The following is a 26,225-nucleotide window of genomic DNA, read 5'->3' on the forward strand; positions in this document are numbered from 1 at the left end:
CGTTTTCTTAACGCGAACCGGTTTCCACTTCGCTCGAAAACGCTCTAGCAAAATCTCCGCGGGTCATTCCGGGGCGCGAGCGAAGCTCGTGAACCCGGAATCTCTCTTTGCGACAACCTCGGGATTCCGGGTTCGCTCACTTCGTGAGCGCCCCGGAATGACGGCCGCGTTGCGATCTGGCGCTGCGGCCTTATCGCCCGCTCCATTCCTTCGCGACGCCGGCGAGATCGGCTTCGATCGGCAGACGTGCCGAGGATGGCGTGCGCGAGAACCGCGGCGCGGGCGCGGGCTGGGTGTGGCCGCCTTGCTTGATGAACACCTCGCGCGCGACCATGTGCGGATGCTGCGTCGCTTCCGACATCGTCAGCACCGGTGCGAAGCAGACGTCGGTGCCTTCCATCAGCTTGCACCATTCGTCGCGCGTCTTGGTCTTGAACAAAGCGGTCAGCTTCTGTTTCAGCGCCGGCCAGTTCTTCGGGTCCATCTGGCCGTCATATTGCGGATCGGTCAGGCCTGCGAGTTCGCGGAGCAGTGCGTAGAACTGCGGCTCGATCGAGCCGATCGAGATGAAGTGACCGTCCGCGCATTCGTAGACGCCGTAGAAATGCGCGCCGCCGTCGAGCATGTTGCTTTCGCGGCTCTCTTTCCAGCGGCCGGCTGCCACCATGTCGAAGAACATGGTGATCAGCGAGGCGGCGCCGTCGCACATCGCGGCGTCGACCACCTGGCCCTTGCCGGACGTTTTCGCCTCGAGCAGCGCCGCGAGCAGGCCGACCACGAGGTACAGCGAACCGCCGCCGAAATCGCCGACCAGATTGAGTGGCGGCACCGGCCTCTCCGCCGGGCCGATCGCCGCGAGCGCGCCGGTGATCGAGATGTAGTTGATGTCGTGCCCGGCGGCCTGGGCGAGCGGGCCGCTCTGGCCCCAGCCGGTCATCCGGCCGTAAACGAGCCGCGGATTGCGGCCAAGCACGACGTCGGGACCAAGGCCGAGTCGTTCCATCACGCCCGGGCGATAGCCTTCGATCAGCGCATCGGCATTGTCGAGCAGCGTCAGCACGCCGGCGACCGAATCCTTGTCCTTGAGGTCGACCGTGACGATCTTGCGTCCGCGCGCAGCGGCGCCACGCGGCGTCTGTCCGGCGCGCACCAGCGTGATGACTTCGGCGCCCATGTCGGCCAGCAGCATCGAGCCGAACGGTCCGGGTCCGATGCCGGCGAATTCGACGATGCGAATGCCGGACAGCGGTCCGCTGGGGCGGCTGGCGGTTTGCGGCTGGGCGGAAGCGGTCGTTGTGTCTTGCACCTTGGGTGTCCATTTGTTGTTGTCCGCATCGTGCGGAGCGGTGGTCGTTGCCGGGAAATCACCACGGCGGCCCCGTGCAGAGCAAGCAGCATTTCAGCGCAGCGCTGCATGCGGCCATGCTTCCGCGCCGCAGATAGCAAAACGGCGCGCAGAACGCGCGCCGTTTTCCGTGAGGTGGAATGAACTCTCAGCCGGCGGCGTCGACGGCGCGCTGTGCCATCACCCGGATCAGGTTGGCGCGGTAATCCGAGGTGCCGTGTATGTCGGCCATCAGGCCTTCGTCGGAGACCTTGACGTTATCGAGCGCTGCGGCCGACCAGTTCGCCTTCAGCGCATCCTCGATCACGCCGACCCGCATCACGCCGTTCTGCGACGCGCCGGTGGCGGCGACGCGGATCTCGCCGGATTTGTGCCGGGCGACGAACACGCCGGTGAGCGCGAAGCGCGACGCCGGGTTGCGCATCTTGGCGTAGCCGGCCTTGGCCGGGATCGGGAACGAGATCGCGGTGATGATCTCGTTGTCCTCGAGCGCGGTCACGAACAGGCCCTTGAAGAACTGATCCGCCGGGATCTCGCGCTTGTTGGTCTTCACCGTGGCGTTCAGCGCCAGCACCGCGGCGGGATAGTCCGCGGCCGGGTCGTTGGTCGCGACCGAGCCGCCGATGGTGCCGCGATAGCGCACCGCCGGATCGCCCAGCACCGAGGTGAGATGGGCGATCGCGGGGATCGTCCGCTTCACATCGGCATTCCGGAGGATGTCGTAGTAAGTCGTCGCTCCCTTGATGGTCAGCGCGTCGCTGCTCGCTTCGATCCCGATCAGCCCCGGGATGCGGGCGATGTCGATGACGTCGCTCGGCGCTGCGAGGCGCTGCTTCATCACCGGAAGCAGGGTATGGCCGCCGGCGAGATATTTGGCGTCGTCGCCTTTGCCGAACAGGGCAACGGCCTCTTCGACGGTCGAGGGCCGGTGATAATTGGTAGAATACATCGTGTGTCCTCCCCTCAGGCGTTGCCGTGGATCGCGTGCCACACCCGGTCGGGCGTCGCCGGCATTTCCAGTCTGTTGTGGCCGATCGCGTCGGTGATGGCGTTGATCACCGCCGCCGAAGCGCCGATCGCGCCGGCCTCGCCGCAGCCCTTGACGCCGAGCGGATTGCCCGGACACAGCGTCTCGGTGTGCGACACCTTGAACGACGGCACGTCGTCGGCGCGCGGCATCGCGTAGTCCATGAACGACGCGGTGACGAGCTGGCCGGTCTCGTCGTAGATCGCGTTTTCCAGCAACGCCTGGCCGATGCCCTGGACCAGCCCGCCATGGACCTGGCCTTCGACGATCATCGGATTGATCAGCCGGCCGAAATCATCGACCGCGACGAAATTGACGAACGAGGTCTTGCCGGTGCCGGGATCGACTTCGAGCTCGCAGATGTAGGCGCCGGCCGGGAAGGTGAAGTTGGTCGGGTCGTAGAACGCGCTTTCCTTCAAGCCCGGCTCCATGCCGTCCGGCAAATTGTGCGCGGTGTAGGCGGCGAGCGCGACCATCGGCAGCGCGATCGACTTGTCGGTGCCGGTGACCTTGAACTCGCCGTTCTCGATCACGATGTCGCCTTCCGACGCTTCGAGCTGATGCGCCGCGATCTTCTTGGCCTTGGCCTCGACTTTCTCCATCGCCTTGAAGATCGCCGACATGCCGACCGCGGCCGAGCGCGAGCCGTAGGTGCCCATGCCGAACTGCACCTTGTCGGTGTCGCCGTGCACGATCGAGACCTGATTGATCGGGATGCCGAGGCGATCGGCGACCAATTGCGCGAAGGTGGTCTCGTGGCCCTGGCCGTGGCTGTGCGAGCCGGTCAGGATCTCGATGGTGCCGACCGGGTTGACCCGGACTTCGGCGGATTCCCACAGACCCACGCCGGCGCCGAGCGAACCGACCGCCTTCGACGGCGCGATGCCGCAGGCCTCGATGTAGCAGGAGAAGCCGAGGCCGCGCAGCTTGCCTTCGGCTTTCGCCTTGGCCTTGCGCGCCGCGAAGCCGGAATAGTCCGCGGCCTTCAGCGCCGCGTCGAGCGACGCGCCGAAGTCGCCGATGTCATAGGCCATGATCACCGGGGTCTGATGCGGGAACTGGGTGATGAAGTTCTTGCGCCGCAGCTCGGCGGGATCGACCTTCAACTGCCGCGCCGCCGTTTCGACCAGCCGCTCCACCAGATAGCAGGCCTCGGGGCGGCCGGCGCCGCGATAGGCGTCGACCGGCGTGGTGTTGGTGTAGACGCCGATCACCTCGGCGTAGATCGCCGGGATGTTGTACTGGCCCGACAGCAGCGTCGCGTACAGATAGGTCGGCACCGAGGACGAGAATAGCGACATGTAGGCGCCGAAATTGGCGTGGGTCTTCACCCGCAGCGCCAGCATCCTGTTGTCCGCGTCGAACGCCAGTTCGGCCTTGGAGACGTGGTCGCGGCCGTGGGCGTCGGTGAGGAACGCCTCGGAGCGGTCGCCGGTCCATTTCACCGCGCGGCCGACTTTTTTGGAGGCCCACAGCGCCACCATCTCTTCCGGATAGATGAAGATTTTCGAGCCGAAGCCGCCACCGACATCGGGCGCCACCACCCGCAGCTTGTGCTCGGGAGCGATGTTGTAGAACGCCGACAGCACCAGCCGCGCGACATGCGGGTTCTGCGACGTGGTGTAGAGTGTGAAGTGTTCCTCCGCCGAATTGTAGTCCGCGATCGCCGCGCGCGGCTCCATCGCGTTCGGCACCAGCCGGTTGTTGGTCAGCTCGAACGACACCACATTGGCCGCCTTGCCGAACGCCTCGTCGACCGCCTTCTGGTCGCCGATCTCCCAGTCATAGACGATGTTGCCGGGCGCCTCGGGGTGAAGCTGCGCCGCGCCGGGGGCGATCGCCGCCTTGATGTCGGCGACGGCGGGAAGCTCCTCGTAGTCGACCACGACGGCTTCCGCGGCATCACGCGCGAGGTTCTTCGATTCGGCGATCACCACCGCGACCGCCTGGCCGACGAAGCGCACCGTCTCCGGCGCCATCGCCGGCCACGCGCCCATCTTCATCGCCGAGCCGTCCTTGGAGTGGATCGCCCAGCCGCAGATCAGATTGCCGACCTTGTCGTCGACGATCTGCTGCCCGGTGAGCACGTCGACCACGCCCGGCATCGCCTTCGCCGCCTCGACGTCGATGCTCTTGATCTTGGCGTGCGCGTGCGGGCTGCGCACGAAATGCGCATAGGTCATCCCGAGAATCTTGATGTCGTCGACGTAGCGGCCCTTGCCGGTAATGAAGCGTCGGTCTTCCTTGCGTACGACGCTGGCGCCAATACCCTCGATGCCCATTGGAATGTCTCCCTGTCCGACTGCATTGGCCGCGCGACGTTCGCGACGCGGGTCGCAGTCCTTGTTGGATGTGAACGGTGACGAAAAGCGCGGGCGGCGGCCTATTCGGCGGCCTGCGCCACCTTCATGCGGGAGGCCGCGTCGAGCACTGACTTGACGATGTTATGATAGCCGGTGCAGCGGCAGATATTGCCTTCGAGTTCCTGCCGGACGGTCTCCTCGTCGAGGTCGCCGCCAGTTGAAGAATGGTGGCGATTGACGATGTCGATAGCCGACATGATCATGCCCGGCGTGCAGTAACCGCATTGCAGGCCGTGATTGTCGCGGAACGCGGCCTGCATCGGGTGCAGCTCGTCGCCTTTCGAAATGCCTTCGATGGTGGTGATGTTGGCGCCGTTGGCCTGGCCGACCAAAGTGGTGCAGGATTTCACCGCGCGGCCGTCGATATGCACAATGCAGGCGCCGCATTGGCTGGTGTCACAGCCGACATGGGTGCCGGTCAGGTTCAGATGATCGCGTAACAGATGGACGAGGAGGGTACGATCCTCGACCTCCGCCGTGACGGCTTTCCCGTTGACAGTCAGTGAGACTTTGGACACGCGCAGTCCTCCCGGATGAATTTATAGTTGTTCCAATTAGAAGCACGGCCGTCGCAGTTTGCAACTGGGATTTTTGTGACGCCTGTTGGGTGGCGACGGCGGACCCAAGACGGCGCGATGACAGTCCGCGCCGCACCCCACCACCATTCGGAGAAGTTCCCGGTTTACAGGCTCTTCAGCAATCCAGTGTACGCTCACTGCGCCCGGTTCTTTTACGGGGCGCGCAGGGGCGCGGAAGGCGGGGGCGACAGGTGGGTAATACAAAAGCTGACGGACCGCGGCATTGGACCGCGGCGATGCCGTCATTGCGTTTTCGCGGCAAGGTGACGCTCGGCTTCGCGGTGGTGCTGGGGATCACGGCGATCAGCATGAGCCTCGCTTATGTGGGCTTCGAGCGGGTCTCCGAAGGTGTCGTCAGCTACCGCGACGGCGTCGGGCAATCCGATCTCGCCCGCAATATTGATCGGGCGCTGACATCCTATCAGGCCCTCGCGCGCTATTATGTGGTGACCGGCAAGGACGACGACGCCAAAGCGGCGGTTGCGGCGCAACAGGAACTCAAGGACGCGATCGATCAGTCGCTGCTGGCGGCGACCAAGCCGGAGCGGCGCGAGCGGATTGTCCGGCTGGCCGGCGAGTTCGACGGCTTCGCCAAGCTGTTCGGCGAAGTTCAGGCGCTCAAGACCGAGAGCGCGATGCTGGTACAGAACCGGCTCGCCCGCGGCGGCAACAATCTGCGCTACAAGGTCGACGACCTCGCCAGCACGGCCGGTGAAAACGAACTCCCGGCCGTCGAACTGGGCGCCAAGCAGGTGGCCGGTCAGTTTCTCGCGGCGACGACGCAGGTCAGCACCTTCGTCATCAATTTCGATCGCCGCGCCTCGGACAGCGCGCTGGCGCGGCTCAAATTCGTCGAGAACGGGCTGAAAGCGATTTCGACCGACAATGCAGACATCCTCACCCGGCTGACGGAGCTGTCCGGCCTGCTTGATGACTACAGGCAGACGCTGATCAAGCTCGTCGACAACTCCAAAGCGATCGACGCCCGCGTCGCGCAGATGCTGGAGGCGGCCGAGGCGATCACCAGGAATTCGGCGGCGATGAAGGCCGATCTGCTGGCCGCTCAGCAAAGGCTGGAACGGGAGTCTGACGCCACCGTCGCCTCGACCAAGCGCCTCGTGGCGATGCTCGGCGTCGGCGGCTTCCTGCTCGGCGCCGTGCTGGCGCTCCTGCTCGGGCGCGGCATCTCGCGGCCGATGCAGACGATGTGCGGTGCGATGCGCAAGCTGGCGGATGGCGACTTCAACGTGGTTCTGCCCGGCCTCGGCCGCAAGGACGAGATCGGCGACATGGCCGCCGCGGTGGAGTCGTTCAAGGTCCAGGCCGCCCGCAAGGCCGAGCACGACGCCTCGGAGCGCGAGATCGAGGCGAGCGCCGGTCGCGAGGCGCGGCGCGCCGAACTGATCGGCTTCGCCAGCGAGTTCGAGGCCGCGGTCGGCGCGATCGTGTCGCACGTCTCCGACGCAGCCGAGCAGCTCGAGAAGGCTGCGGACACGCTGACCCGGACGGCCGAGACCACGCAAAGCCTGTCCAGTGAAGTCGCCGGCGCGTCGCAGCAGGCGTCATCCAACATGCAGTCGGTGGCGACGGCCACCGGACAGCTGTCGGCCTCGGTCGGCGAGATCGGCCGTCAGGTCGGCCAGTCCAGCCAGATCGCCGGCAGCGCGGTCGAACAGGCGAACGAGACCGACGGCCGGATCGGCAAGCTGACCCAGGCGGCGCAACAGATCGGCGACGTGATCCGGCTGATCACCGCGATCGCCGAGCAGACCAATCTGCTGGCGCTCAATGCCACGATCGAAGCGGCGCGTGCCGGCGAGGCTGGCCGCGGCTTCGCGGTGGTCGCCGCCGAAGTGAAATCGCTGGCGAGCCAGACGGCGAAGGCGACCGACGAAATCTCGTCGCAGGTGGCCGAGATGCAGCAGGCGACCCAGGACTCGGTGGCGTCGATCAAGAGGATCGGCGACACCATCACCGAGATTTCGACGATCTCCGCCTCGATCGCCAGCGCCGTGTCGCAGCAGGGCGCGGCGACGCGCGAAATCGCCGACAGCGTGCAGAGCGTCGCGCGCGGCACCCAGCAGATGGCGAGCAACATCACCGCGGTCAATCGCGGCGCCTCCGACACCGGCGCTGCCTCCGCCGAGGTGCTGCACTCGGCGCGCAGCCTGTCGTCGGAGAGCGCGCGGCTGCGCACCGAGCTCGATCGCTTCATGGCGAACATCCGCGCGGCCTGATCAATCCCGCCGCCGCCGTTCCGGCATCGTTCCCGGTCCTCGCACCCGAATCATCGGGAACCGATCCGGTCGACCCTCGTTAGCTTGGCGACCGGTCTGCCTTCAGCGGCGGATCGCCACGTTCGGCGCTTGCGGCGTGGATCAAACGCCGGAGCGAGGTGAATGGCCAGTCCGAACAGCGCCGTGATGAGAGAGCCGCCGCCGCAGGCTGTCAGTGGCCGTGTCATCGAAACCGATATTCCGGCGCGATTGGACGGCCTGCTGTGGAGCGGCTTCCACACCCGCGTGGTATTCGCGCTCGGCGTCACGTGGATCCTCGACGGCCTCGAAGTCACGCTGGCGGGTTCGCTGTCGGGCGCGCTGAAAGCCAGCCCGCAGCTTCAGTTCTCCAATCTCGACATCGGCTTCGCCACCAGCGCCTATCTGGCGGGCGCTGTGCTGGGCGCGATCGGGTTCGGCTGGCTGACCGACCGGATCGGCCGCAAGAAACTGTTCTTCATCACGCTTGCGCTGTATCTCACCGCCACCGCGGCGACCGCGCTGTCGTGGGATCTCTGGAGCTACGCGCTGTTTCGCTTTCTCACCGGGGCGGGGATTGGCGGCGAATACACGGCGATCAACTCGACGATCCAGGAACTGATGCCGGCGCGCTATCGCGGCTGGACCGATCTGGTGATCAACGGCAGCTTCTGGATCGGTGCGGCGATCGGCGCGATCAGCGCCATCGTGCTGCTCGATCCGGCGGTGATCGATCCCGAACTCGGCTGGCGTCTGGCGTATCTGATCGGAGCGTCGCTCGGACTGATCGTGTTCGCGATGCGGTTCTGGATTCCCGAAAGTCCGCGCTGGCTGATGATCCATGGCCGTCCGGAGGAAGCCGAAGCGATCGTCGCCGACATCGAGAAGACGGCGCGCGCAGCGCCGGAGGCCGAGCATCGCAACCCGTCGAAGATCAGGTTGCAGATGCGCAGCCACACGCCGCTGCGTGAGGTCGCCCATACGCTGTTCACGACATACCGGCAGCGCTCGATCGTCGGGCTGACGTTGATGGCGGCGCAGGCGTTTTTCTACAACGCGATCTTCTTCACCTACGCGTTGGTGCTGACCGATTTCTTCGGCATCCCGTCCGGCGACGTCGGCTGGTACATCCTGCCGTTCGCGGCCGGGAACTTCCTCGGACCGCTGCTGCTCGGCCGGCTGTTCGACACGCTCGGACGCCGCAAGATGATCGCCTTCACCTACGGCGCTTCTGGAATCCTGCTCGCCGTGTCCGGTTATCTGTTCTCGATCGGCGCCCTGAGCGCTCAGGGCCAGACCATCGCCTGGATGGTGATCTTCTTCTTCGCGTCGCCGGCGGCGAGTGCGGCCTATCTCACCGTCAGCGAGACCTTCCCGCTGGAGGTCCGCGCGTTGGCGATCGCATTGTTCTACGCATTCGGCACCGGAATCGGCGGCGTCGCCGGCCCGGCGCTGTTCGGGGCGCTGATCGACACCGGTTCCCGCACCAGCGTGTTTGCCGGCTATCTGCTCGGCGCGAGTCTGATGATGATCGCCGCTATGGTCGGTTGGCGTTATGGTATTGCGGCTGAACGCCGGTCGCTTGAACACATTGCGCGGCCGCTGGCCGCCGTAGAGGAAAGCCGATGACTTCGAAGCTCGCCGAAACTTCATCGCGGCCCACGACCAATTCCGTGCCGGTGCCGAGCGCGTTGGTGCCGCATCTCGATCAGTGCGCGATGCTGCTGGACATCGACGGCACCCTGCTCGATCTCGCGCCGACGCCGCGCGAAGTCTGGGTTCCACCGGAACTCGAGCGAACGCTGCGCGGGCTGCACGCGCGAACCTCCGGCGCGCTGGCGCTGGTCAGCGGCCGGTCGATCAACGACATCGACCTGATCTTCGCGCCACTGAAGCTGCCCGCGGTCGGCGGCCACGGCGCGGAGATGCGACTGTTGTCCGGCGGCGATCTGGTATCGACCCACGCGCCGCCGATGGATCCCGAATTGAAGAACCGTCTCGCCGCGATCGCGCGGATCAGCCCCGGTATTTTGCTGGAAGACAAGGGCTACTCACTGGCGTTGCACTATCGTCTGGCGCCCCACACCGAGAAGGCGATCTACGAATCCGTCGCCGCGATCCGCGCCGAGAATCCGCACGCGCCACTGGAAGTCTTGCCCGGCAAGTCGGTGTGCGAGATCAAACATTCCGGTTTCACCAAAGCCACCGGCGTGATCGAGCTGATGAAGCACGAGCCGTTCAAGGGGCGCCGGCCGGTGTTCCTCGGCGACGACGTCACCGACGAAACAGTGTTTGCGATCATGCCGGAACTACGCGGCCTGGCGTTTTCGGTCGGACGCCACAGCGACATGGTCGCGGGACATTTCGACGAGCCGCGCGACGTGCGCGCGTGGCTCGCGCGTCTGCTCGATCCGCAGCAGGCTTCCGCAACTTAAGTCAAATCCACAGGTTCCGTCTCGGATCATGACGCGGCCGCAAAGTTGTTCGATTTGAGCCATGGAACGAACTTGATGAACGGTTGTTAATTCCGACAACAAATAGGGCGTCGGAGGGACACGTGAACCTAGTTGTCGTTTCTAACCGGGTGGCGAGGGCCTCGGCAAATGAGCCGATGACGGGCGGTTTGGCCGCCGCTCTGCTTCCGGTGGTGGAGAAATCCGGTGCAATCTGGGTGGGCTCCAGCGGCCGCGTGCGCGATGGCGCACAACGGGAACCTTTCGCCGAAATCGAACAGCTCGGTTCCGGCGCACTTGCGATGCTGGATCTGCCCGCGGCGCATTATGGCGGTTACTATGAAGGCTTCGCCAATTCCGCGCTGTGGCCGGCGCTGCATTCCCGCGCCGATCTGATCCGCGTCTCGCAGGACGACTATCACTCCTATCGCGAAGTCAACGGCTTCATGGCGCGCGCCTTGATGCGGTTCCTCAAGCCGGACACCGCGTTCTGGATTCAGGATTACCACTTTCTTGCGCTCGGCGCGGAATTGCGCGCGCTCGGCGTGACCCAGCCGATCGGCTTCTTTCTGCACACGCCATGGGCGTCGCCGGCGACGATGGGCTGTGTGCCGCATAATCGCGATCTGATCGAAGCGATGCTGGCTTATGACCTGATCGGTTTCCAGACCGAGGAGGACAGGTCAAACTTCCTGTCCTATGTCAAAGCCGAACTCGGCTTCGTCGTCACCGACGGCGTCGTCACGACGGCGCGCGGCATCGCGCGATGCGAAGTGTTTCCGATCGGCATTGACGCCGATCTTTTTGCGCAACAGGCGCAAAAGGCGACAGCGCATCCCGATGTCTCCCGGCTGCGCAAGAGCCTCAACGGCGAGAAGCTGGTGATCGGCGTCGACCGGCTGGATTATTCCAAGGGCCTGATCAACCGCATCAATGCGTTCGATCGCCTGCTGACGACGCGGCCGTCCTGGCAGCGAACCGTTTCGCTGCTGCAGATCGCAACGCCGTCGCGCGGCGCGATCGAGGCCTATGGCAATCTGCAGGGCGAACTCGCCAGGCTCGTCAGCGACGTCAACGGCCGGCTCGGCGAGGCCGACTGGACGCCGATCCGCTATCTCAACAAGGGTTTTCGCCAGGGCGTGCTGGCGGGGCTGTATCGGACCGCGCAGGTCGGCCTGGTGACGCCACTGCAGGACGGCATGAATCTGGTGGCGAAGGAATATGTCGCCGCGCAGAACCCGATCGATCCGGGCGTGCTGGTGCTGTCGAAATTCGCCGGCGCGGCTCAGGAGCTCGACACCGCGCTGCTGGTCAATCCGCACGACGTCGAAGGGATGGCGCGGGCGATCGACACCGCGCTGTCGATGCCGGTGACCGAGCGGCGACTGCGCTGGGAGGCGATGATGGCCAAGCTGCGGCGCGGCAGCGTACAAGCCTGGTTCTCGGATTTCGTGACGTCGCTGGAAAGCGCCAATGACGCCAACAGCGAGGCCGTCGGCGCGATCGCCAGCACAGCGCCGGCGCTGAAGATGGCCGGCGGCTGGTCGCGACGCTCGCCGGTGGCGTTCAGCGGAGCGATCCTGCGATAGGCTGACCGGGGCAACGATGATCGGGGCAACGCCCCGGAGGCCGGAGCACATTGTCCGCCGATCCGCCGGACCTCGTCCGCCGGTGCCTTTGCGTCTTGCGACCAGCCCGCAGAGCCCCGCCGCGCCCGCAGCCCGCATCGCGAGGCTTTTCCGGCCATGCGCGGCCTATGAACAGCCCATCAAACCAATAATTGAGGTGAAATCCCCCGGCCGCTCACGCGATCCCTTGCAAAAACCGCCCGGGGCGGTCATGAGAGGGCGCCCGGAGAGATGGCCGAGTGGCTTAAGGCGCACGCTTGGAAAGCGTGTGTGCGGGAAACCGTACCGTGGGTTCGAATCCCACTCTCTCCGCCAGTCTCCATGAAGTCCAATTTGTTGTTATAAAACAAGGACTTCGTGATGAGCAAGAAATCTGCAACCACACCCGCCAACCACACCCGCAATAAGCGACAGCTTGCAGCCCTAGCCACCCTCCTGGGGCTCATGCAGACCGCTGCAAAGCTCAGCAGCGAACTCGACGCCTTGGCCAACGAGGTTGGAGGGTCACTGGAGCAGATCGCCGAAACGGCTGGCGTGCCCTTCTTTGAGGTCCACCAAGCCTATTCAGGGCTGCGACCACCCGCACGGAAGCCCCGCAAGACCAAACGAGCCACTGCGCGGACCTGAGGGCCCTGAGGGTCATCAGTCCGCCATCGCTTCGCCGTCAGATATCCGCGAAGGACCAGGGGGCCTCATGGTTTTGCCATGGGCCTTTCCCTTGTGCGCCAGCGATCGTTTGAGTGTAATAGAGGTGACACGACGGGAACGAGGCCGCTTGGGGTGGTTGTTAGACAAAAACCGATGGGTCACTCGTCTTGAGCAGCCCCACCGGCCAAGTCTATCCCACCAGCCTCTTAGGCGGCTTGGTGCTTCACGAGGTAGCTCTTAGCGCCCCGTCCTTTGCCCGAAACGTATTCCACGTTGATGCTCCATAGGCCCTCAGAAAGGGCGCTACTGGGCTCGTTAAGCTTCTCTCTGATCTTCTTGAGGGAGCCCTGATCGATGTCGAGTGCTCTCAATACCTTCGTTATCGGCTCCCTGCCGGGCAACCGGGCCGCCATATAGGCAATGATAGCCTCGTGTTTCGATCCCTTGCGAGGCTTCCGGACCTTCGGGCCGTCTATCGAGAAATCCCAATCAGCAAGCCTCAGCCCCGGCAGATCGGCTCGGATGTCTTGCAGAACCTCATCACCCTCTTGGCCCTTTGGAAGCACGATGAAAACATCCGAGGGAGGGCAATTGCCGTGCTCGTCAATAGCGCACCGCAGCCGAATACGCCCGATTGCCTGAATGATCGACACGGACAACTGCCGCTGCCTCATGACTCGGCGAACGTCGAGATAGGTCTTCCACTGAGGGTCATCGAACCAATCGTCACCTTTAAAGCCCTGCAGAGCGAAGAAGGTGTTGTTGAGTGACACCTGATCCCTGTACGGCATGCCGAAGATCACTGCTGTATCGAAATCCTTCCATTCGTTGCTGCCGTCCACCTTGCCCCAATGCCCTATGGAGAACCTTGAGAAGGCTGGTGCGTAGTCCTCAGCAAGAGGCCGATTGTCTTTGTGCACGCATACGAACACGGACCTATCGGGTGGCAGGCGGCTTTCAAGATCATCGATCAATCGAGGGAAGCGCTTGCTGAAGTTTGCCTTCATGGTCCGCTTCCCGACGCCAGAGGAGCGCGCGACATGCAGGGTCACGTTGCTGTAGTTGCGGACGCGGCTTGGCGTCTCGATCCGCAGTGCCCGACCACCGAACAAGTCCCAAAGGAAGTCCGCTCGTGCTGTTGCGTCAAGGACGACAGGGCCGGGAGCGTCCAGAGGCACTACAAGCGCCGATGAGTGCAAAGCGTGCTCGTTGCCGTTCTTGGCATAGTAGGCCCATTGGTCCAGGAGCGCCTGTGCGTGCTCCAGCGTCTCGTCTACCTTCTTACCAATTCGATGTCTCGTGATCGTGCTATCTTCCAATGCCCCAAGACGATCAAACGCCACCCCCTTTAGGCCCCTCCGAAGCAAACCGAAGTCCACCGGTGGGGCAACTCCAGCCTGTTTGACACCTTCAGACCACAAGCCGCGAGCAAACACACCGTCGGTATCGGACGCCAGTGCACACTTATCTGCCTCGTGCTTTAGCAAACGGAGAGCATCGCACTCGGTCCGGTGGTCTCGCTCCATCTCTGGCGTGACGTAGCTCAGCACTTGAGCAATATCGCTGGAGGTGACTTTGAAGCTCGTGACCACGTTTGCCAGTGCCTCGTCAACGATGGTCAGAAGGCGCATGCCCCCCTTCCATGTCGTTAGCCTCTCCCAACGGTCACCGCCCGCCTGAGAGGCGTTGAGATAGGCTTGGTGGGTAATGACGATGGTGTCATGATCTGCAAGAGCCTCTTGCGGCTTGGGATCATCGGAATGATGAGCTATCGCGACGGCACGTCCAGCATGATCATTGATCTTGGCGGCAATCCCCTCAGCGTCCTCTATCAGCCTCGTAACTATCGCGATACCTACGGGCTCCAGAACGCCTTCAGAAACTCTGTTGCGCTCTGCCTGCATGGCAGCGAACAGGCATGCCCCCGTGGTCTTTCCCGACCCCGTAGCAGGCTGAAGGATGCGCCAAGGACCGTTGACACTGTTGGCTGTGTCACAGATAGCATCATTGAAAGTCTCAGCCATAGTGCTCCATAGGCGCTCAAGAGGGCCTGAGGAGCAGAGGGCATGATTGTTAGTCCAGAGTTCCGTCATTCGCTTAGAGAACTCTTGCGGCGGCACGAAAGCATAGAGATGCCCGTGCAGACCCTTGGTGGTTTGCATTGATTGACCGTTGAGGTTGTCTTTGAGGATGCCGTGCTGTGTCAGAACGCTCTTTGCGCGACGTGACGGCAGGGAAATGCACCCCCAAAATCCCCTATAGAGGATCTTCTTAGGGGCTTTGAGGGGTGCCTTTATTGATCATAACCAGTTCGGCTTCAGGGGCCGTTGCGGACTCTATAGAGCCGTCTTGAGCCGTTCGGCTCCCCAACCAGCCTCAAGGCGGGAAAGCGCGTCTGTGGCCTCCCAAGGAGTCCTGAGGGCACCCTAAACAATCACCATTGATCATGATCGTAGGTGCCCGTCAGGATGATCGTAGAGAAGCATTGGTGCCACACCCGGAGCGGGTCCAGCGTGCCTCGGCACCGACCGCGACACCTACGTCATACTTCCTAGGCTGAAGGCGTCAGGCCTTAATGCAGGTTAGCACTGTGGCGCTCTCCGGTCGCGTCTCATTACCGCCTGTCTCGAGAACTGTGATGTTGTGACTGTGGTTTCCCTGGGCTTCAGTTGTCCCGCTAAAGGCGTGGCCGTGATTGATATCAGCAGCATTTGTTTCTGTACGGGTGCCAAGTTGGTTGTCATAACCAAAGCCCGCAAGCATAGAATTGCCGGTGCCACTAAGAGCGCTCATGCCGTGGCTATGGGGATTGTTGGCATTCATCCCTCCTGTCGTCCCACTGAAGCTGTGAGCGTGTCCCCCTTGAGCTTCGGCGTGCGCAGTGTGCGCGTGGGAGCCGAGTTGGCTACTTTGAAGATTACCAACTTCGCCTGAGACAGAAGCGCTATCGCGGTGGCGTCGGTATCTATTGATCAGCGGCGGGACTCGAAACTGCCAACCAGAGCCGCCCCATAGATAGCCAATGGCGGCGAACAAATCAGGGTGGTCGGCCGTACTCACCAACTGGCCATCGCAGGCAAGCCAGCCGTCAGGTGCGGCAGGCAGTGCGAAGTCCATGATGGCTCCAGGTGGAACGGTGCCTCGCAAGGAGCCTCCGGCGACGCCAATGAGGCCCGCTTTGATCCTATAGAAACCAAGTGTTCCTTCGCTGTTGAAGCTATAGCTCGGACCTTTAGCGCTTCCGTCAGCAGCCAGCCAGCCTACCGTGCCGCCCATGGCTCTCGTGAGGGCCGTTGAGGCTCCAGGGAAGGTGTTCTTGAGGGTGAACTTGATCCCACGGATGTGGTCGTCACCGTTGACGATGCCATCGTTAACGCCCGGGTTGGCCGTTTCGAGGCTGTCAAGGTAGCTGAAAGTCTCTACCGGCACTTTGCGCACCTCGTTGGGGTGGTCATGCGGAGTGAAGTGTGAAGCGTAGTTCCGTAATGGTCTCGGAAAATGATGTTAGCTCGCTGTTGTTGATTTTAGGATGTTGAGAAGGGTGGTCTGAGGCTAAGTGTAGGAAAATGGGGAAGTGCTCAGACTTGGATCGTTGATGAAGTCCGTGACGTTGTAGGGACCAAGCCGAAAGCCGTAGTGAAGTCGTCAAACGATATGCCGTCTCTGATCACGGTGCAGGCAGATGGTGCCCTCTGTCGTCTTTGCAGGCGTCGAAGATCGGCAGGAACTCTCTTAGGCGCTCGTGGCGCTCGGTCGTGTCGTCGTGTCTCCTCTTGAGGGTTTGGGAGCGCCTTTCCCTTATGGCAGTCTAGAAAACCCCTAACCCATTGAGTCCTTGAGCAAAGACCCTCGTTTTGGCCCTTTAGCTGCTACGTTCGACTCTGTGAAAGTTGCACGGTCCAGACCGCCTCTTGTGTATAGGTAGTGCAATAAAACCGTAAGCTACGGATTTTTCGCCGCTTCTGTTGGTTTTGGTGGTCCAGAGGATCGGAAGGGACCCGAGCCAACACATAGCGATTTCGTCTAACAACAACGGCGACTTTAGGCCTCGTTTTCGAAATCCATTTCCAGAGAAGCCCGTCAAATCGGGGAGCGCCGGGGGACCCTATGGCGCTTGCGGACTCGCGCTCACTGGCGAAGAAGCCAAGCCAAGAGCGAAGCGCCGCGTGCGTGCTGAGGGCCTAGCGATTTCTCAATGAGGATTGGAATTTCGGGCGATAGTTTTCAGGCATTGGTCGGTCTGAGAAGCGCCCTTCCCTTATAGGGGTAGGAGAAAGCGCGTAACCCACTGTAGTCCAAGGGAGATAGACGAATTCTAGGCCTTAAGAGGCCTGGTGCCCTCTCACATGCAAAGTGCCCCGATCCAAAGAGCCAAAGAGCCAAGCATGAACCGCTCTGATCCTGATAGGACGGCGAGAATGAATATTGATGTTGTGACTTGGACGAGCACGGGCGTTCTCCTTACGGGCGGACTCTAGGCGGCTTTGGGAAGGCGATTGAGCAGGCGCGCAACGGCTGTTGGGTGCCACTGCCCGCCTCGTGGCGCATTGATGCCTTGCCGGTTAAGTTCGTCGGTGATGGCGCGCACGCTGGTGATGCCGGAACGCCTGAAGCCATCAATGAGCCCCTGTAGGTCGATAGCGCGCTGTGCGGCCTTCTGCTTGATCCTGGCGACCGCCTCAGCATTGCCAGTCTGCTTGCCCCTGAGCGCACGAGCGCCGTTGGGGTTGCCCAGCTTCACGCCACGGGCCTTTGCAGCCGCTAGGGCCTTCTTGGTGCGCTCGCCAATCAGCCCTGCTTCAAGCTCCGCGACGGCGGCCATCTGTGTCAGCAAAAACTTGCCCATGGGGCCGGGAGGCACACTCGGCAGGTCACAAAACACAAGGTCTACGTCGCTCGCCACCAGGGAGCGCAGGAGGTCCACGTTCCTCGTGAGGCGGTCCAGCTTAGCGAAGACCAGCTTGGCCCCAATGGCTTTGGCGTGGGAGAGCGCAGCGGCCAGCTTGGCACGGTCGGACTTCCGCCCGCTCTCAGTCTCGACGTACTCGGCAACGAGGGTCCAGCGGCCACCATTGAGATAGCTGGCCACGGCTTCACGCTGCGCTTCGATCCCAAGGCCGCTCCTGCCCTGTTTATCGGTCGAGACGCGCAAATAAGAGACGAACTTTCCAGAGGCCAAGACAATATTCCTGCTTACACGTTTCCTTCTATCGGACGTTACGTGAATTTGTGTACATGGCTCAATGCACATTTTGGAATCGCAGGGATTCCGTTTTGCATGGCTTCAGGGAGCGGGAATGGGCATCTTGTGAAGCGGAATGAATAGGGGGGGTGAGATGTTCAAGTACGGGTTGCTGTTCGTCGCTGCAGGGGTCCTGAGCTACAACGATGTGTCGCCGGTCGTGAGCGCCGTGATGCTGACGTTGATCGCGCTTGGCGCGGTGGACGATCTTGGCAAGAAGCTCAGAGGGGCCGAAAAGGCGATTGGTCCGGTGGACCGAATGACGCAGGAGCTTAGTGACATCAAAAGAGAACTGAGCGATGTGCAGAAGGAGCTTGTGCAGGGCAGCAAGGCAGCGGCGCGTCTGGAGTGGTTATTGAGCAACAGGATCGAAGCCTCCGAAGCGCAACAGTTGGCTGAAGACGTGGCCTCAGCGTTGTGCCGTTTGGACAGCCTGGAGGCTGAAATAGGCCTTAGGCGGACGCACTCGATGGCTTCATAGGAGCGCGGTGCAATGATGTTTGCTCAGCCGTCATTCCTGTAGTTCAACTGCAACAGTAATCATTAGGGCAAACTACGAAGCTGTGCGACCTTGAAGCATTCGAAACTCTAGCAAGGGCGCTCGACCTTCGATGAATGACAAGAAATTTAAGTATAACCCGTTCGTCACGGAGGTCATGACGGCACGCGAGGTGCATTTGACCGAACCCGACACCGAGGGCGAATACGCGGACGGCAAGTATAAGACCGAGGCGACTGCCTGTAAGGAATACACAGAGCGCTTGAAGGCCGAAATCCAAGCGGTCGCAGACACCCACTTCGCGCGCAAGAAGAACGTGCACCTGCCTTGGTGGAAGACCAAGGAAGGGGTCATCGCGTTCAAGTTCAAATCTCCGAGGAAACAGCCAAAGCTGACTGACGCGAAGGGCAGGTTGCTCAATGCTGGCACGGTCATCCGTGGGGGCACTCAACTCCGTATCGCTGGCGTTATCGCGGCATGGGAGAAGGGTGAGAAGCGGGGCGTTAGCCTCTTTCCGGACGCCGTGCGTGTCATCAAACTCTCTGAAGACTTCGACCCTTGCGCGGCCTTTGGTCCACCTGAGGACGGCTTTGACGGAAGCGCGCGCGCGCGCAATGATGACGGCACCCGTTCTCGTCAAGCGCCAAGAGACCCCTAGGGTGATGCTAGAGCCTTCATAACGTCAGGTCCGTAGTCCACCTTTTCGATCACCTTGCGCAAGTTCATGCGCTGGCCTGTCGAGTAAACGCCGTAGGTGAAACCGCGTTCATGACCGATGATCAACTGCACGGTGCTCTCGGGGACTTCAAGGCTCTCCATGAGGTCGGCAAACGTCTTGCGAAGGGCGTGGAAATCTTCGAAGGGGGCAGAGACGCCAACCTGTTTCCGAAAGCGGCCATAAGCCTTGCTGACGTTCCATGACCGCTTGAGGTCCGGACCACCCGGCACCAATCCCGCGAACAGGTATTCGTCAGCGCCAGCCAAACGACGCTGGATTATCGGGACGGCAAGTGTGTGAACCGGGATTTGCCGAATGGCGGCCTCTGTCTTGCCTTCCGTGATGGAGAACCAGTATCCGTCTTTCAACTTCTCAACGTCCGCCTTCTTGAGGGCGCATAGCTCATCCAGGCGCGTGCCATGGAGAAGCGCGAGCCTCGTGAGGTCGGAAAGGACGTTCGCATAGCGCGGTGTCTTGTAGCGGCCTTTGAGAAGCTTCAGGAGCTTGTCGTTGGTCAGTCCTTTCCGAACGGCTTTCCGTTTGGACCCGCTCGACCTCTTGCCAACCCCATGCCCTCGCCATGGATTGTCCCGTTCGGATGGGTCAGTGAGGCCCTTGCTCATCAGCCATGACCATAGCGAGGCCAGCGTGGACAGGTGGCGTTGGATCGTTTTGGACGATAGCCCATCGTCTCGCAGGAGTTGAACGTATTCGCCTGCCTTCCGCCTGTCGGTGCCTTGGATCGACATGTATTCGCCAGCCCAAGCGAGATAGCGCTTGATGGTTGACTTGTGCTGAGCCTTGGTCTGCTCGGTGCCGTTACAGATCGTGAGCCACGTTGGGTATTGGTCCCGAATGAGGGTGGCCTTGCCAGTCGCAAGACTGCGAAACAGCCGCGCAGCCTCTGGGCCTTCCGTCTCCAGAAGGGCCTCCGCCTCACGGTTCACCACAGCCAAAAGTTCGGACGCTGCCGTGCTCTCCTGGTCGCCATGCTCCAGATAATCGTTGTCGGCGGAAGCGAAGGCCTCTCGAAAGGCGAAGGCAGCCTGCATAGCGGCGGCGCGCGGGTCTGCTTGGCCCTTCTCGGCCAATTTGATCCGGCGTTTAAACTCGGCAACATGCTGATGCTTGAGCCGGTTGGCGTCGGTCAGGCTCTCAGTGCCCAGCGACTTGATGAAGCGCGGCTTGCCTTCCAAAGCCGGGCGGAGCGGCTTGGGTATCTCGACCACAACACGCCACGTGTTGCCCTTCTTCTGTAGATATTTGGTGTCCGCCATCCAACCAAACCACACCCGAAAACCACACCTTGCTATCCTCAGAGGCTCTGATAAACAAGGATTAATTGGTCTTTAGGTGCTTGTGGGGGAGGTTCCCACTCTCTCCGCCAGTTGTCCAAAAATGTGCTTTGAACTCAGCACTTTCCAATGGGTTCTCCGGCGACCCATCCTTCTTGCAGGCTTGTCCGCCACTTAAGAAGAGGCGCGGGGAAGGCTTCTGATTTTGGAAGCATCGCGACGCGATCTTGGAAAATTTGCGGTGGAAATGCACCCCGCGTGAACAATCTCCGGGGCTTACGAATGTCGTTCCTGAGGCAGATCTGCTGGCAACCTTGAGTGCTTGAATGGTATCGGGCGAGAACGAGATTCTTCGCACCGACAAGCCCTGTCACCATTGGTAGTGAATCCCCCCGTTGCGTCTCCGCAACGGGGGTAATCCGTCGCAACGAAAACCAAGGTTTCCGTTGCTTGCCGTGGCTTTCCTACCGATTTCCCACCCCATGATTGCTGAATTGCGCAGGACGGTCAATAATCAATTTCTGGTTGTGCGTGCTTTTCAGGTGGCGTGATGAGTGAGTGTGTTGCTCGGCGAATTCTTGGAATTGACCTCGGTATTGCATCTTGCGGATGGGGGGTCATCGAGGTTGGCGAGGCTAGCGGAAGTATCATTGCCTCCGGCGTTCGGTGCTTCGACGCGCCATTGATCGACAAGACCGGTGAGCCGAAGAGCGCGACGCGGCGCACAGCGCGGGGGCAGCGGCGAATTATTCGCCGCCGTCGGCAGCGCATGAACGCCGTCCGGCGCCTGCTTGCTGAATTTGGTGTGCTTACGGGGCGGTCACCGGATGCCCTACATCAGGCACTGCTCAGAATCTCGCAAAGCGTTGCGGGATCACAAGTCACGCCGTGGACGCTTCGCGCGGCCGCGCATGAGCGTAAGTTGACCAATGACGAATTGGCAGTTGTTCTCGGTCATATCGCCCGGCACCGCGGCTTCCGCTCGAACTCCAAGAACGATGGCGGCGCGAATGCCGCGGACGAAACGTCCAAGATGAAAAAAGCGATGGAGACCACGCGCGAAGGTCTCGCGAGATATCATTCGTTCGGCGCCATGATCGCCAGCGATCCGAAATTCGCCGATCGAAAGCGCAACCGTGACAAGGACTATTCACACACAGCGAAGCGCTCCGATCTGGAAGACGAGGTTCGCACGATTTTTCGGTCGCAAACCCGGTTCGGCAGCTTGGTTGCCAGTGAAAAACTGTCGCAGGCGTTTGCGGATGCGGCGTTCTTCCAGCGTCCGCTGCAGGACAGCGAAGACATGGTGGGTTCTTGCCCGTTCGAGCCGGGACAGAAGCGGACCGCACGCCGCGCACCTTCATTTGAGTTGTTCCGTTTCCTCTCCCGTCTGGCCAATCTCAAACTGACCGTCGGCAGAGCGCCGGAACGGCGGCTGACGCCGGATGAAATTGCACTGGCCGCCAAAGGCTTCGGCGAGACCAAGAAGAGCATTACGTTCAAATCGTTGCGCGAGGCGCTCGATCTCGATCCGAACGCGCGCTTTTCCGGCGTCGCGAAGGAGAAGGAGAGTACGCTCGATGTCGCCGCGCGCACCGGGGGTGCCGCCTACGGAACCAAGACGCTAAAGGATGCGCTGGGCGATGCGCCGTGGCGATCGTTATCGCGAGTGCCTGAAAAACTCGATCGCATCGCAGAGATACTGTCATTCCGCGAGGACATGAAAGCGATCCGGAACGGACTTGAAGAAATCGGGCTCGATGGCCTTGTTGTCGATGCCCTCATGCAGGCCACGGCCAACGGTGATTTCAAGGACTTTACGCGGGCCGCGCACATCTCGGCGCTGGCGGCGCGGAATATCATTCCCGGATTGCGCGAAGGGCTGGTCTATTCGGACGCCTGCACGCGCGTTGGTTACGATCATGCCGCTCGGCTCGCGGTCCCCCTCAGTCAGATCGGCAGCCCGGTGACCCGAAAGGCGCTGAGCGAGGCGCTCAAGCAAGTGAGGGCCGTGGTGCGTGAATATGGTCCGATCGATTACTTTCATATCGAACTTGCACGCTCCGTCGGCAAAAGTGCCGAGGAGCGCAAGAAGCTGACGGACGGCATCGAAGCGAGGAATGTCGAGAAGGAGAAGCGGCGAAAGGAGGCCGCGGAACACCTTGGCCGCGCGCCGAGCGACGATGAACTGTTGCGATACGAACTCGCCAAGGAACAGAACTTCAAATGCATCTATTCCGGTGATCCGATCGACCCGGCAGGCATCTCGGCGAACGACACACGCTATCAGGTCGATCACATTCTGCCATGGAGCCGCTTCGGCGACGATTCCTATGTGAACAAGACGCTCTGCACCGCCAGATCGAATCAGAATAAGCGTGGCCGAACGCCGTTCGAATGGTTCGATGCCGACAAGACCGAAGCTGAATGGATGGAGTATTCAGCCCGCGTCGAGGACCTCAAGGAGGTCAAGGGACGCAAGAAACGGAACTACAGCATCAAGGATGCGGCGAGCGTCGAGGATAAGTTCAAGGCGCGCAATCTCACCGACACGCAATGGGCGACCCGGTTGCTCGCCGACGAACTCAAGCGGATGTTTCCACCGCGGGAGTGCGAGCGGGTGGTGACTGTCCGAGCGGACGGCGGCAACGATGGTCTATCGATCGTGGAGGAGCGCCGGGTGTTCACGCGCCCCGGAGCTATCACGTCAAAGCTACGGCGCGCATGGGGACTCGAGGGACTCAAGAAGCAGGATGGAAAGCGCATCGAGGATGACCGGCACCACGCCGTGGACGCGCTGGTGCTGGCCGCCACGACCGAGAGCTTAATGAATCGTCTGACGGTCGAAGTCCAGAAACGCGAACGCGAGGGACGGCCGGACGACATCTTCCATTGCAGCCAGCCGTGGCCGGGTTTTCGGGCCGACGTGCAACGCACGGTCTATGGCTCCGAGACCATGCCGGGCGTTTTGGTCTCGCGCGCCGAACGTCGCCGCGCCCGCGGCAAGGCGCATGACGCAACAGTTCGACAAGTCCGGGGAGATGACGGCAAAAAGCGCTTCAACACGCAACCTCACGAGATCGCCGGAGGGAAGATCGTTTACGAGCGAAAAGACGTTTTTGACAAGAATTTCAAGGAAAGCGATCTCGAAAAAATTCCGTATCCTGAGCCCTATGGAAAGGTTGCTGATCCGAAGAAGATGCGTGACGAAATGGTCGAGAATTTGCGCGAGTGGATCAGAAAAGGAAAGCCGAAAGACAATCCGCCGCGCTCGATGCGTGGCGACGTAATTCGAAAGGTGCGGATCGCGACCGACAAGAAGGTTGCATTTGAACTAAACGGTGGGACCGTCGATCGCGGTAATATGGCGCGGGTCGATGTGTTCCGAAAGAAGAACAAGAAGGGTGCATGGGAATTCTATGTCACTCCGATATATCCGCATCAGATTGTCTCACTGGAACGTCCACCAAATCTGGCGGTGAAAGGTGGCGGCGGAGAGGAGTCGGACTGGTATCCGCTCGGCGGTGAAGCTGAGTTTCTGTGGTCGTTACATGCCATGAGTCTGGTCGAATTAGTCAATTCTGGCGGAGAGGTGATTGAGGGCTATTTCCGTAGCCTTGATCGCAATACGGCGGCGATCACGGTCTCACCTCAAACGACGAATGCGATTATTCGCAAAGGCATCGGCGTCAAGACGCTGTCCAGTTTTCGCAAGTTCACCATCGACCGTCTCGGACGAAAATTTGAAATCCAGCGTTAGGTGCGTACATGGCGTGGCGAGGCCTGCACCTGACGCAGGCGGCGCGATTGTCGCTCGCCGACAGTCAGGTTTGCGTCAAGCAGGACGCCGGCGAAGTCCGGCTCGCGCTGGAGGACATCGCCTGGATCGTGATCGACACGCCGCAGGCCACGCTGACGAGCGCGCTGATGAGCGCGTGCATGGAGACGGGCATCGTGCTGGTCTTCACCGACGAGCGCCACATCCCGTCCGGCATGGCCTTGCCGTTTCATCGTCACCACCGACAAGGCGGAATCGCAAGACTTCAGATGGATGCGAAGGACGGCGTGAAGAAGCGGCTGTGGCAGGCCATTGTTCGCCGCAAGATTCTCAATCAGGCCAGTTCGCTCGCGGTTCTTGACCGCAACAATGCGGAGACTCTCAGGGAAATTGCCCGCCATGTCGAACCGGGAGATCCCGAGAATGTCGAGGCGCGCGCGGCGCGGTTCTATTGGGGGCGTCTTTTTGAAGATTTCGTGCGCGACGACGATGGCGATCTTCGCAACAAGATGTTGAATTACGGGTATGCCGTGGTACGCGCCGGCGTCGCCCGTGCGCTGGTCGCCTCGGGATTTCTCCCGGCGTTCGGCCTCAAGCACGATGGCGCGGCCAATGCCTTCAATCTGGCGGACGATCTGGTCGAGCCGTTCCGGCCGTTTGTCGATGTCCTCGCGTGGAAGACTCTCGGCGATCGCGTCGACAGGAAAGGCGATCTCACACTCGAAGATCGTCGCGCGATGGCCGGCGTACTTCTCCTCAACGGCAAGGTCGGCGCAGGGAGCGTGTCGCTTCTAGTCGCAGCGGAAATGGCCGCAGCCAGTCTCTGTCGTGCCCTGGAGTTTGAAAAGCCGGCATTTCTTGAGTTGCCTGAATTGGAGCGCGATTCGTGAAAAGCGAGGAGGTGCGTTTCGTGTGGATGTTTGTCTTTTTCGATTTGCCTGTCGGCACGAAGTCAGATCGCCGCAACGCGACCCGCTTCAGGAAATTCCTCAAGGACGATGGATTTATGATGCTGCAATGGTCGGTGTATTCACGCGTTTGTCGTGGCGACGATGCGGCGGAAAAACATGGGCAACGGGTGACGAAAAACTTGCCGCCGCGCGGAAGTGTTCGTACCCTTCAGGTCACGGATCGTCAGTACGCGCGTATGAGGCTGTTACTTGGGGAAGCGACCTTCAATGAGAAAAAAGCACCTCAACAATTGGTTCTGCTCTGATTTCCGCCTGTCGAATCACGCGGAAATCAGAGCAGTTTCAGCCGCTTGTTTCACTCGCAGCCTACCACGGGGAAATCGGTAGGGAAGCCACGGCTGCGCCAGGCGCTGCAGATTGCCGCTCAACAGCCTACCACGGGGAAATCGGTAGGGAAGCCACGGCGCAATGACGGTCGACGGCGCCGTCGCGCCAAGCCTACCACGGGGAAATCGGTAGGGAAGCCACGGCCCTGTTTAGGCGCGAGCGCAGGCGCCGCCGAGCCTACCACGGGGAAATCGGTAGGGAAGCCACGGCCCAGACCTGTGTCGTGCTCGCTGGAGCGTTAGCCTACCACGGGGAAATCGGTAGGGAAGCCACGGCGTTCGCGCACAACACAAGTGCAATCGCTAGAGCCTACCACGGGGAAATCGGTAGGGAAGCCACGGCCAGATGATCGAGCAGCGCGTCGAAAAAGCCAGCCTACCACGGGGAAATCGGTAGGGAAGCCACGGCACAGCCTCGACGAACTCCTCGCGATGGCCGAGCCTACCACGGGGAAATCGGTAGGGAAGCCACGGCACATTGCATGGCAGACCCGAGCAAGTCCGCAGCCTACCACGGGGAAATCGGTAGGGAAGCCACGGCCGATCACCAATCTCGCCAACGGCCGCAGCAAGCCTACCACGGGGAAATCGGTAGGGAAGCCACGGCGCAATGGGGACTGCAGCGGATCGTCGCGAAAGCCTACCACGGGGAAATCGGTAGGGAAGCCACGGCGGCCCTACACGACGGCGCCTGATCCGGCGAAGCCTACCACGGGGAAATCGGTAGGGAAGCCACGGCTGATCGGCCAATACGCGGTCGCGCTCGGCGAGCCTACCACGGGGAAATCGGTAGGGAAGCCACGGCCTTCTGCATGTGGTGGATGTGATGCTTGCGAGCCTACCACGGGGAAATCGGTAGGGAAGCCACGGCTTTCGGCGACGAGTCGTGCATTCGCCATCAAGCCTACCACGGGGAAATCGGTAGGGAAGCCACGGCAGACAACGCGGCGACGCCTAACGTGGTGGTAGCCTACCACGGGGAAATCGGTAGGGAAGCCACGGCGCGCGATGGCGGCGCTCGGCGACGCCATCCAGCCTACCACGGGGAAATCGGTAGGGAAGCCACGGCCGACTTGCTCTGGTCGATCTTCGAGATCGA

General features: G+C 61.6%; 18 protein-coding genes, 1 tRNA gene and 1 CRISPR repeat array. Of the genes, 11 read left to right on the forward strand and 8 right to left on the reverse strand.

The features are described from left to right. Positions 1-190: 190 nt before the first annotated feature. The 4 genes from BMY71_RS03465 to BMY71_RS03480 form a co-directional block, all read right to left on the reverse strand. Positions 191-1,306: a CaiB/BaiF CoA transferase family protein gene (locus tag BMY71_RS03465; RefSeq protein ID WP_092681780.1), complete on the reverse strand. Its 1,116-nt coding sequence runs from the start codon at positions 1,304-1,306 to the stop codon at positions 191-193. A gap of 187 nt (positions 1,307-1,493) precedes the next feature. Continuing rightward, the gene (locus BMY71_RS03470; RefSeq protein WP_011501445.1) at positions 1,494-2,294 is read right to left on the reverse strand and encodes an FAD binding domain-containing protein; all 801 of its coding nucleotides are present in this window, start codon (positions 2,292-2,294) and stop codon (positions 1,494-1,496) included. Positions 2,295-2,308: 14 nt separating this feature from the next. Beyond that, positions 2,309-4,654: a xanthine dehydrogenase family protein molybdopterin-binding subunit gene (locus tag BMY71_RS03475; protein ID WP_092681782.1), complete on the reverse strand. Its 2,346-nt coding sequence runs from the start codon at positions 4,652-4,654 to the stop codon at positions 2,309-2,311. Positions 4,655-4,755: 101 nt separating this feature from the next. Then, on the reverse strand, positions 4,756-5,253 hold the full coding sequence (locus tag BMY71_RS03480) for a (2Fe-2S)-binding protein (RefSeq protein WP_011501447.1): 498 nt from the start codon (positions 5,251-5,253) through the stop codon (positions 4,756-4,758). Between the two features lie 296 nt (positions 5,254-5,549). Here BMY71_RS03480 and BMY71_RS03485 point away from each other — a divergent pair, with 296 nt between their 5' ends. From BMY71_RS03485 to BMY71_RS03510, 6 genes are all read left to right on the forward strand, one after another. Further along, positions 5,550-7,550, forward strand: coding sequence for a methyl-accepting chemotaxis protein (locus BMY71_RS03485; RefSeq protein WP_175557603.1), 2,001 nt, complete (start codon positions 5,550-5,552; stop codon positions 7,548-7,550). Positions 7,551-7,712: 162 nt separating this feature from the next. Beyond that, on the forward strand, positions 7,713-9,197 hold the full coding sequence (locus BMY71_RS03490) for an MFS transporter (protein WP_092681786.1): 1,485 nt from the start codon (positions 7,713-7,715) through the stop codon (positions 9,195-9,197). Then, entirely contained in the window at positions 9,194-10,003 is an 810-nt protein-coding gene (otsB, locus tag BMY71_RS03495) for a trehalose-phosphatase (protein ID WP_011501450.1), read from the forward strand. Before BMY71_RS03490 ends, otsB begins: the two co-directional genes overlap by 4 nt. Before the next feature lie 122 nt (positions 10,004-10,125). Beyond that, positions 10,126-11,610: an alpha,alpha-trehalose-phosphate synthase (UDP-forming) gene (gene otsA / locus BMY71_RS03500; protein ID WP_011501451.1), complete on the forward strand. Its 1,485-nt coding sequence runs from the start codon at positions 10,126-10,128 to the stop codon at positions 11,608-11,610. Positions 11,611-11,874: 264 nt separating this feature from the next. Further along, positions 11,875-11,964 (forward strand) — tRNA-Ser (locus BMY71_RS03505). Positions 11,965-12,009: 45 nt separating this feature from the next. Further along, a complete protein-coding gene (locus BMY71_RS03510) occupies positions 12,010-12,276 on the forward strand; it encodes a hypothetical protein (protein ID WP_092681788.1) in 267 nt (88 codons plus the stop codon). Positions 12,277-12,503: 227 nt separating this feature from the next. On the opposite strand, the gene BMY71_RS03515 is transcribed toward BMY71_RS03510, so the two are convergent. From BMY71_RS03515 to BMY71_RS03525, 3 genes are all read right to left on the reverse strand, one after another. After that, positions 12,504-14,321, reverse strand: a complete 1,818-nt coding sequence (locus BMY71_RS03515) for a DEAD/DEAH box helicase family protein (protein ID WP_139202593.1) — start codon at positions 14,319-14,321, stop codon at positions 12,504-12,506. Between the two features lie 541 nt (positions 14,322-14,862). Then, on the reverse strand, positions 14,863-15,726 hold the full coding sequence (locus BMY71_RS03520) for a phage tail protein (RefSeq protein WP_092681792.1): 864 nt from the start codon (positions 15,724-15,726) through the stop codon (positions 14,863-14,865). 1,045 nt (positions 15,727-16,771) lie between these two features. Continuing rightward, complete coding sequence (locus BMY71_RS03525) at positions 16,772-17,476, reverse strand: recombinase family protein (protein WP_092681794.1); 705 nt, start codon at positions 17,474-17,476, stop codon at positions 16,772-16,774. Positions 17,477-17,633: 157 nt separating this feature from the next. Between BMY71_RS03525 and BMY71_RS03530 the strand changes: the two genes are divergently transcribed. Both BMY71_RS03530 and BMY71_RS03535 read left to right on the forward strand, forming a co-directional pair. Further along, positions 17,634-18,020, forward strand: a complete 387-nt coding sequence (locus tag BMY71_RS03530; protein ID WP_139202594.1) for a hypothetical protein — start codon at positions 17,634-17,636, stop codon at positions 18,018-18,020. 130 nt (positions 18,021-18,150) lie between these two features. Continuing rightward, the gene (locus BMY71_RS03535) at positions 18,151-18,696 is read left to right on the forward strand and encodes a hypothetical protein (RefSeq protein ID WP_092681798.1); all 546 of its coding nucleotides are present in this window, start codon (positions 18,151-18,153) and stop codon (positions 18,694-18,696) included. Here the strand turns inward: BMY71_RS03535 and BMY71_RS03540 are convergent. Then, positions 18,693-20,033 carry a tyrosine-type recombinase/integrase gene (locus BMY71_RS03540; protein WP_092681800.1) on the reverse strand — a complete coding sequence of 447 codons (1,341 nt, stop codon included), beginning with the start codon at positions 20,031-20,033 and terminating at the stop codon, positions 18,693-18,695. The genes BMY71_RS03535 and BMY71_RS03540 overlap by 4 nt on opposite strands. Positions 20,034-20,601: 568 nt before the next feature. On the opposite strand from BMY71_RS03540, the gene cas9 reads away from it, so the two are divergent. Genes cas9 through cas2 form a run of 3 tightly spaced genes read left to right on the forward strand, consistent with a single transcriptional unit; the run spans position 20,602 to position 25,045 of the window. After that, positions 20,602-23,811 (forward strand): type II CRISPR RNA-guided endonuclease Cas9, encoded by a 3,210-nt coding sequence (cas9, locus tag BMY71_RS03545; RefSeq protein ID WP_092681802.1) that lies wholly within the window; start codon positions 20,602-20,604, stop codon positions 23,809-23,811. A gap of 8 nt (positions 23,812-23,819) precedes the next feature. Continuing rightward, positions 23,820-24,719 (forward strand): type II CRISPR-associated endonuclease Cas1, encoded by a 900-nt coding sequence (cas1, locus tag BMY71_RS03550; protein ID WP_092681804.1) that lies wholly within the window; start codon positions 23,820-23,822, stop codon positions 24,717-24,719. Next, the gene (gene cas2 / locus BMY71_RS03555; RefSeq protein ID WP_092681806.1) at positions 24,716-25,045 is read left to right on the forward strand and encodes a CRISPR-associated endonuclease Cas2; all 330 of its coding nucleotides are present in this window, start codon (positions 24,716-24,718) and stop codon (positions 25,043-25,045) included. The genes cas1 and cas2 overlap by 4 nt, the downstream gene beginning before the upstream one ends. A gap of 58 nt (positions 25,046-25,103) precedes the next feature. Then, positions 25,104-26,195: direct repeats of the CRISPR family, unit length 36 nt; unit sequence AGCCTACCACGGGGAAATCGGTAGGGAAGCCACGGC. Positions 26,196-26,225: the final 30 nt, after the last annotated feature.

Origin of the sequence: Rhodopseudomonas pseudopalustris (genome assembly GCF_900110435.1) — a bacterium.
GTDB classification, from domain to species: Bacteria; Pseudomonadota; Alphaproteobacteria; order Rhizobiales; family Xanthobacteraceae; genus Rhodopseudomonas; species Rhodopseudomonas pseudopalustris.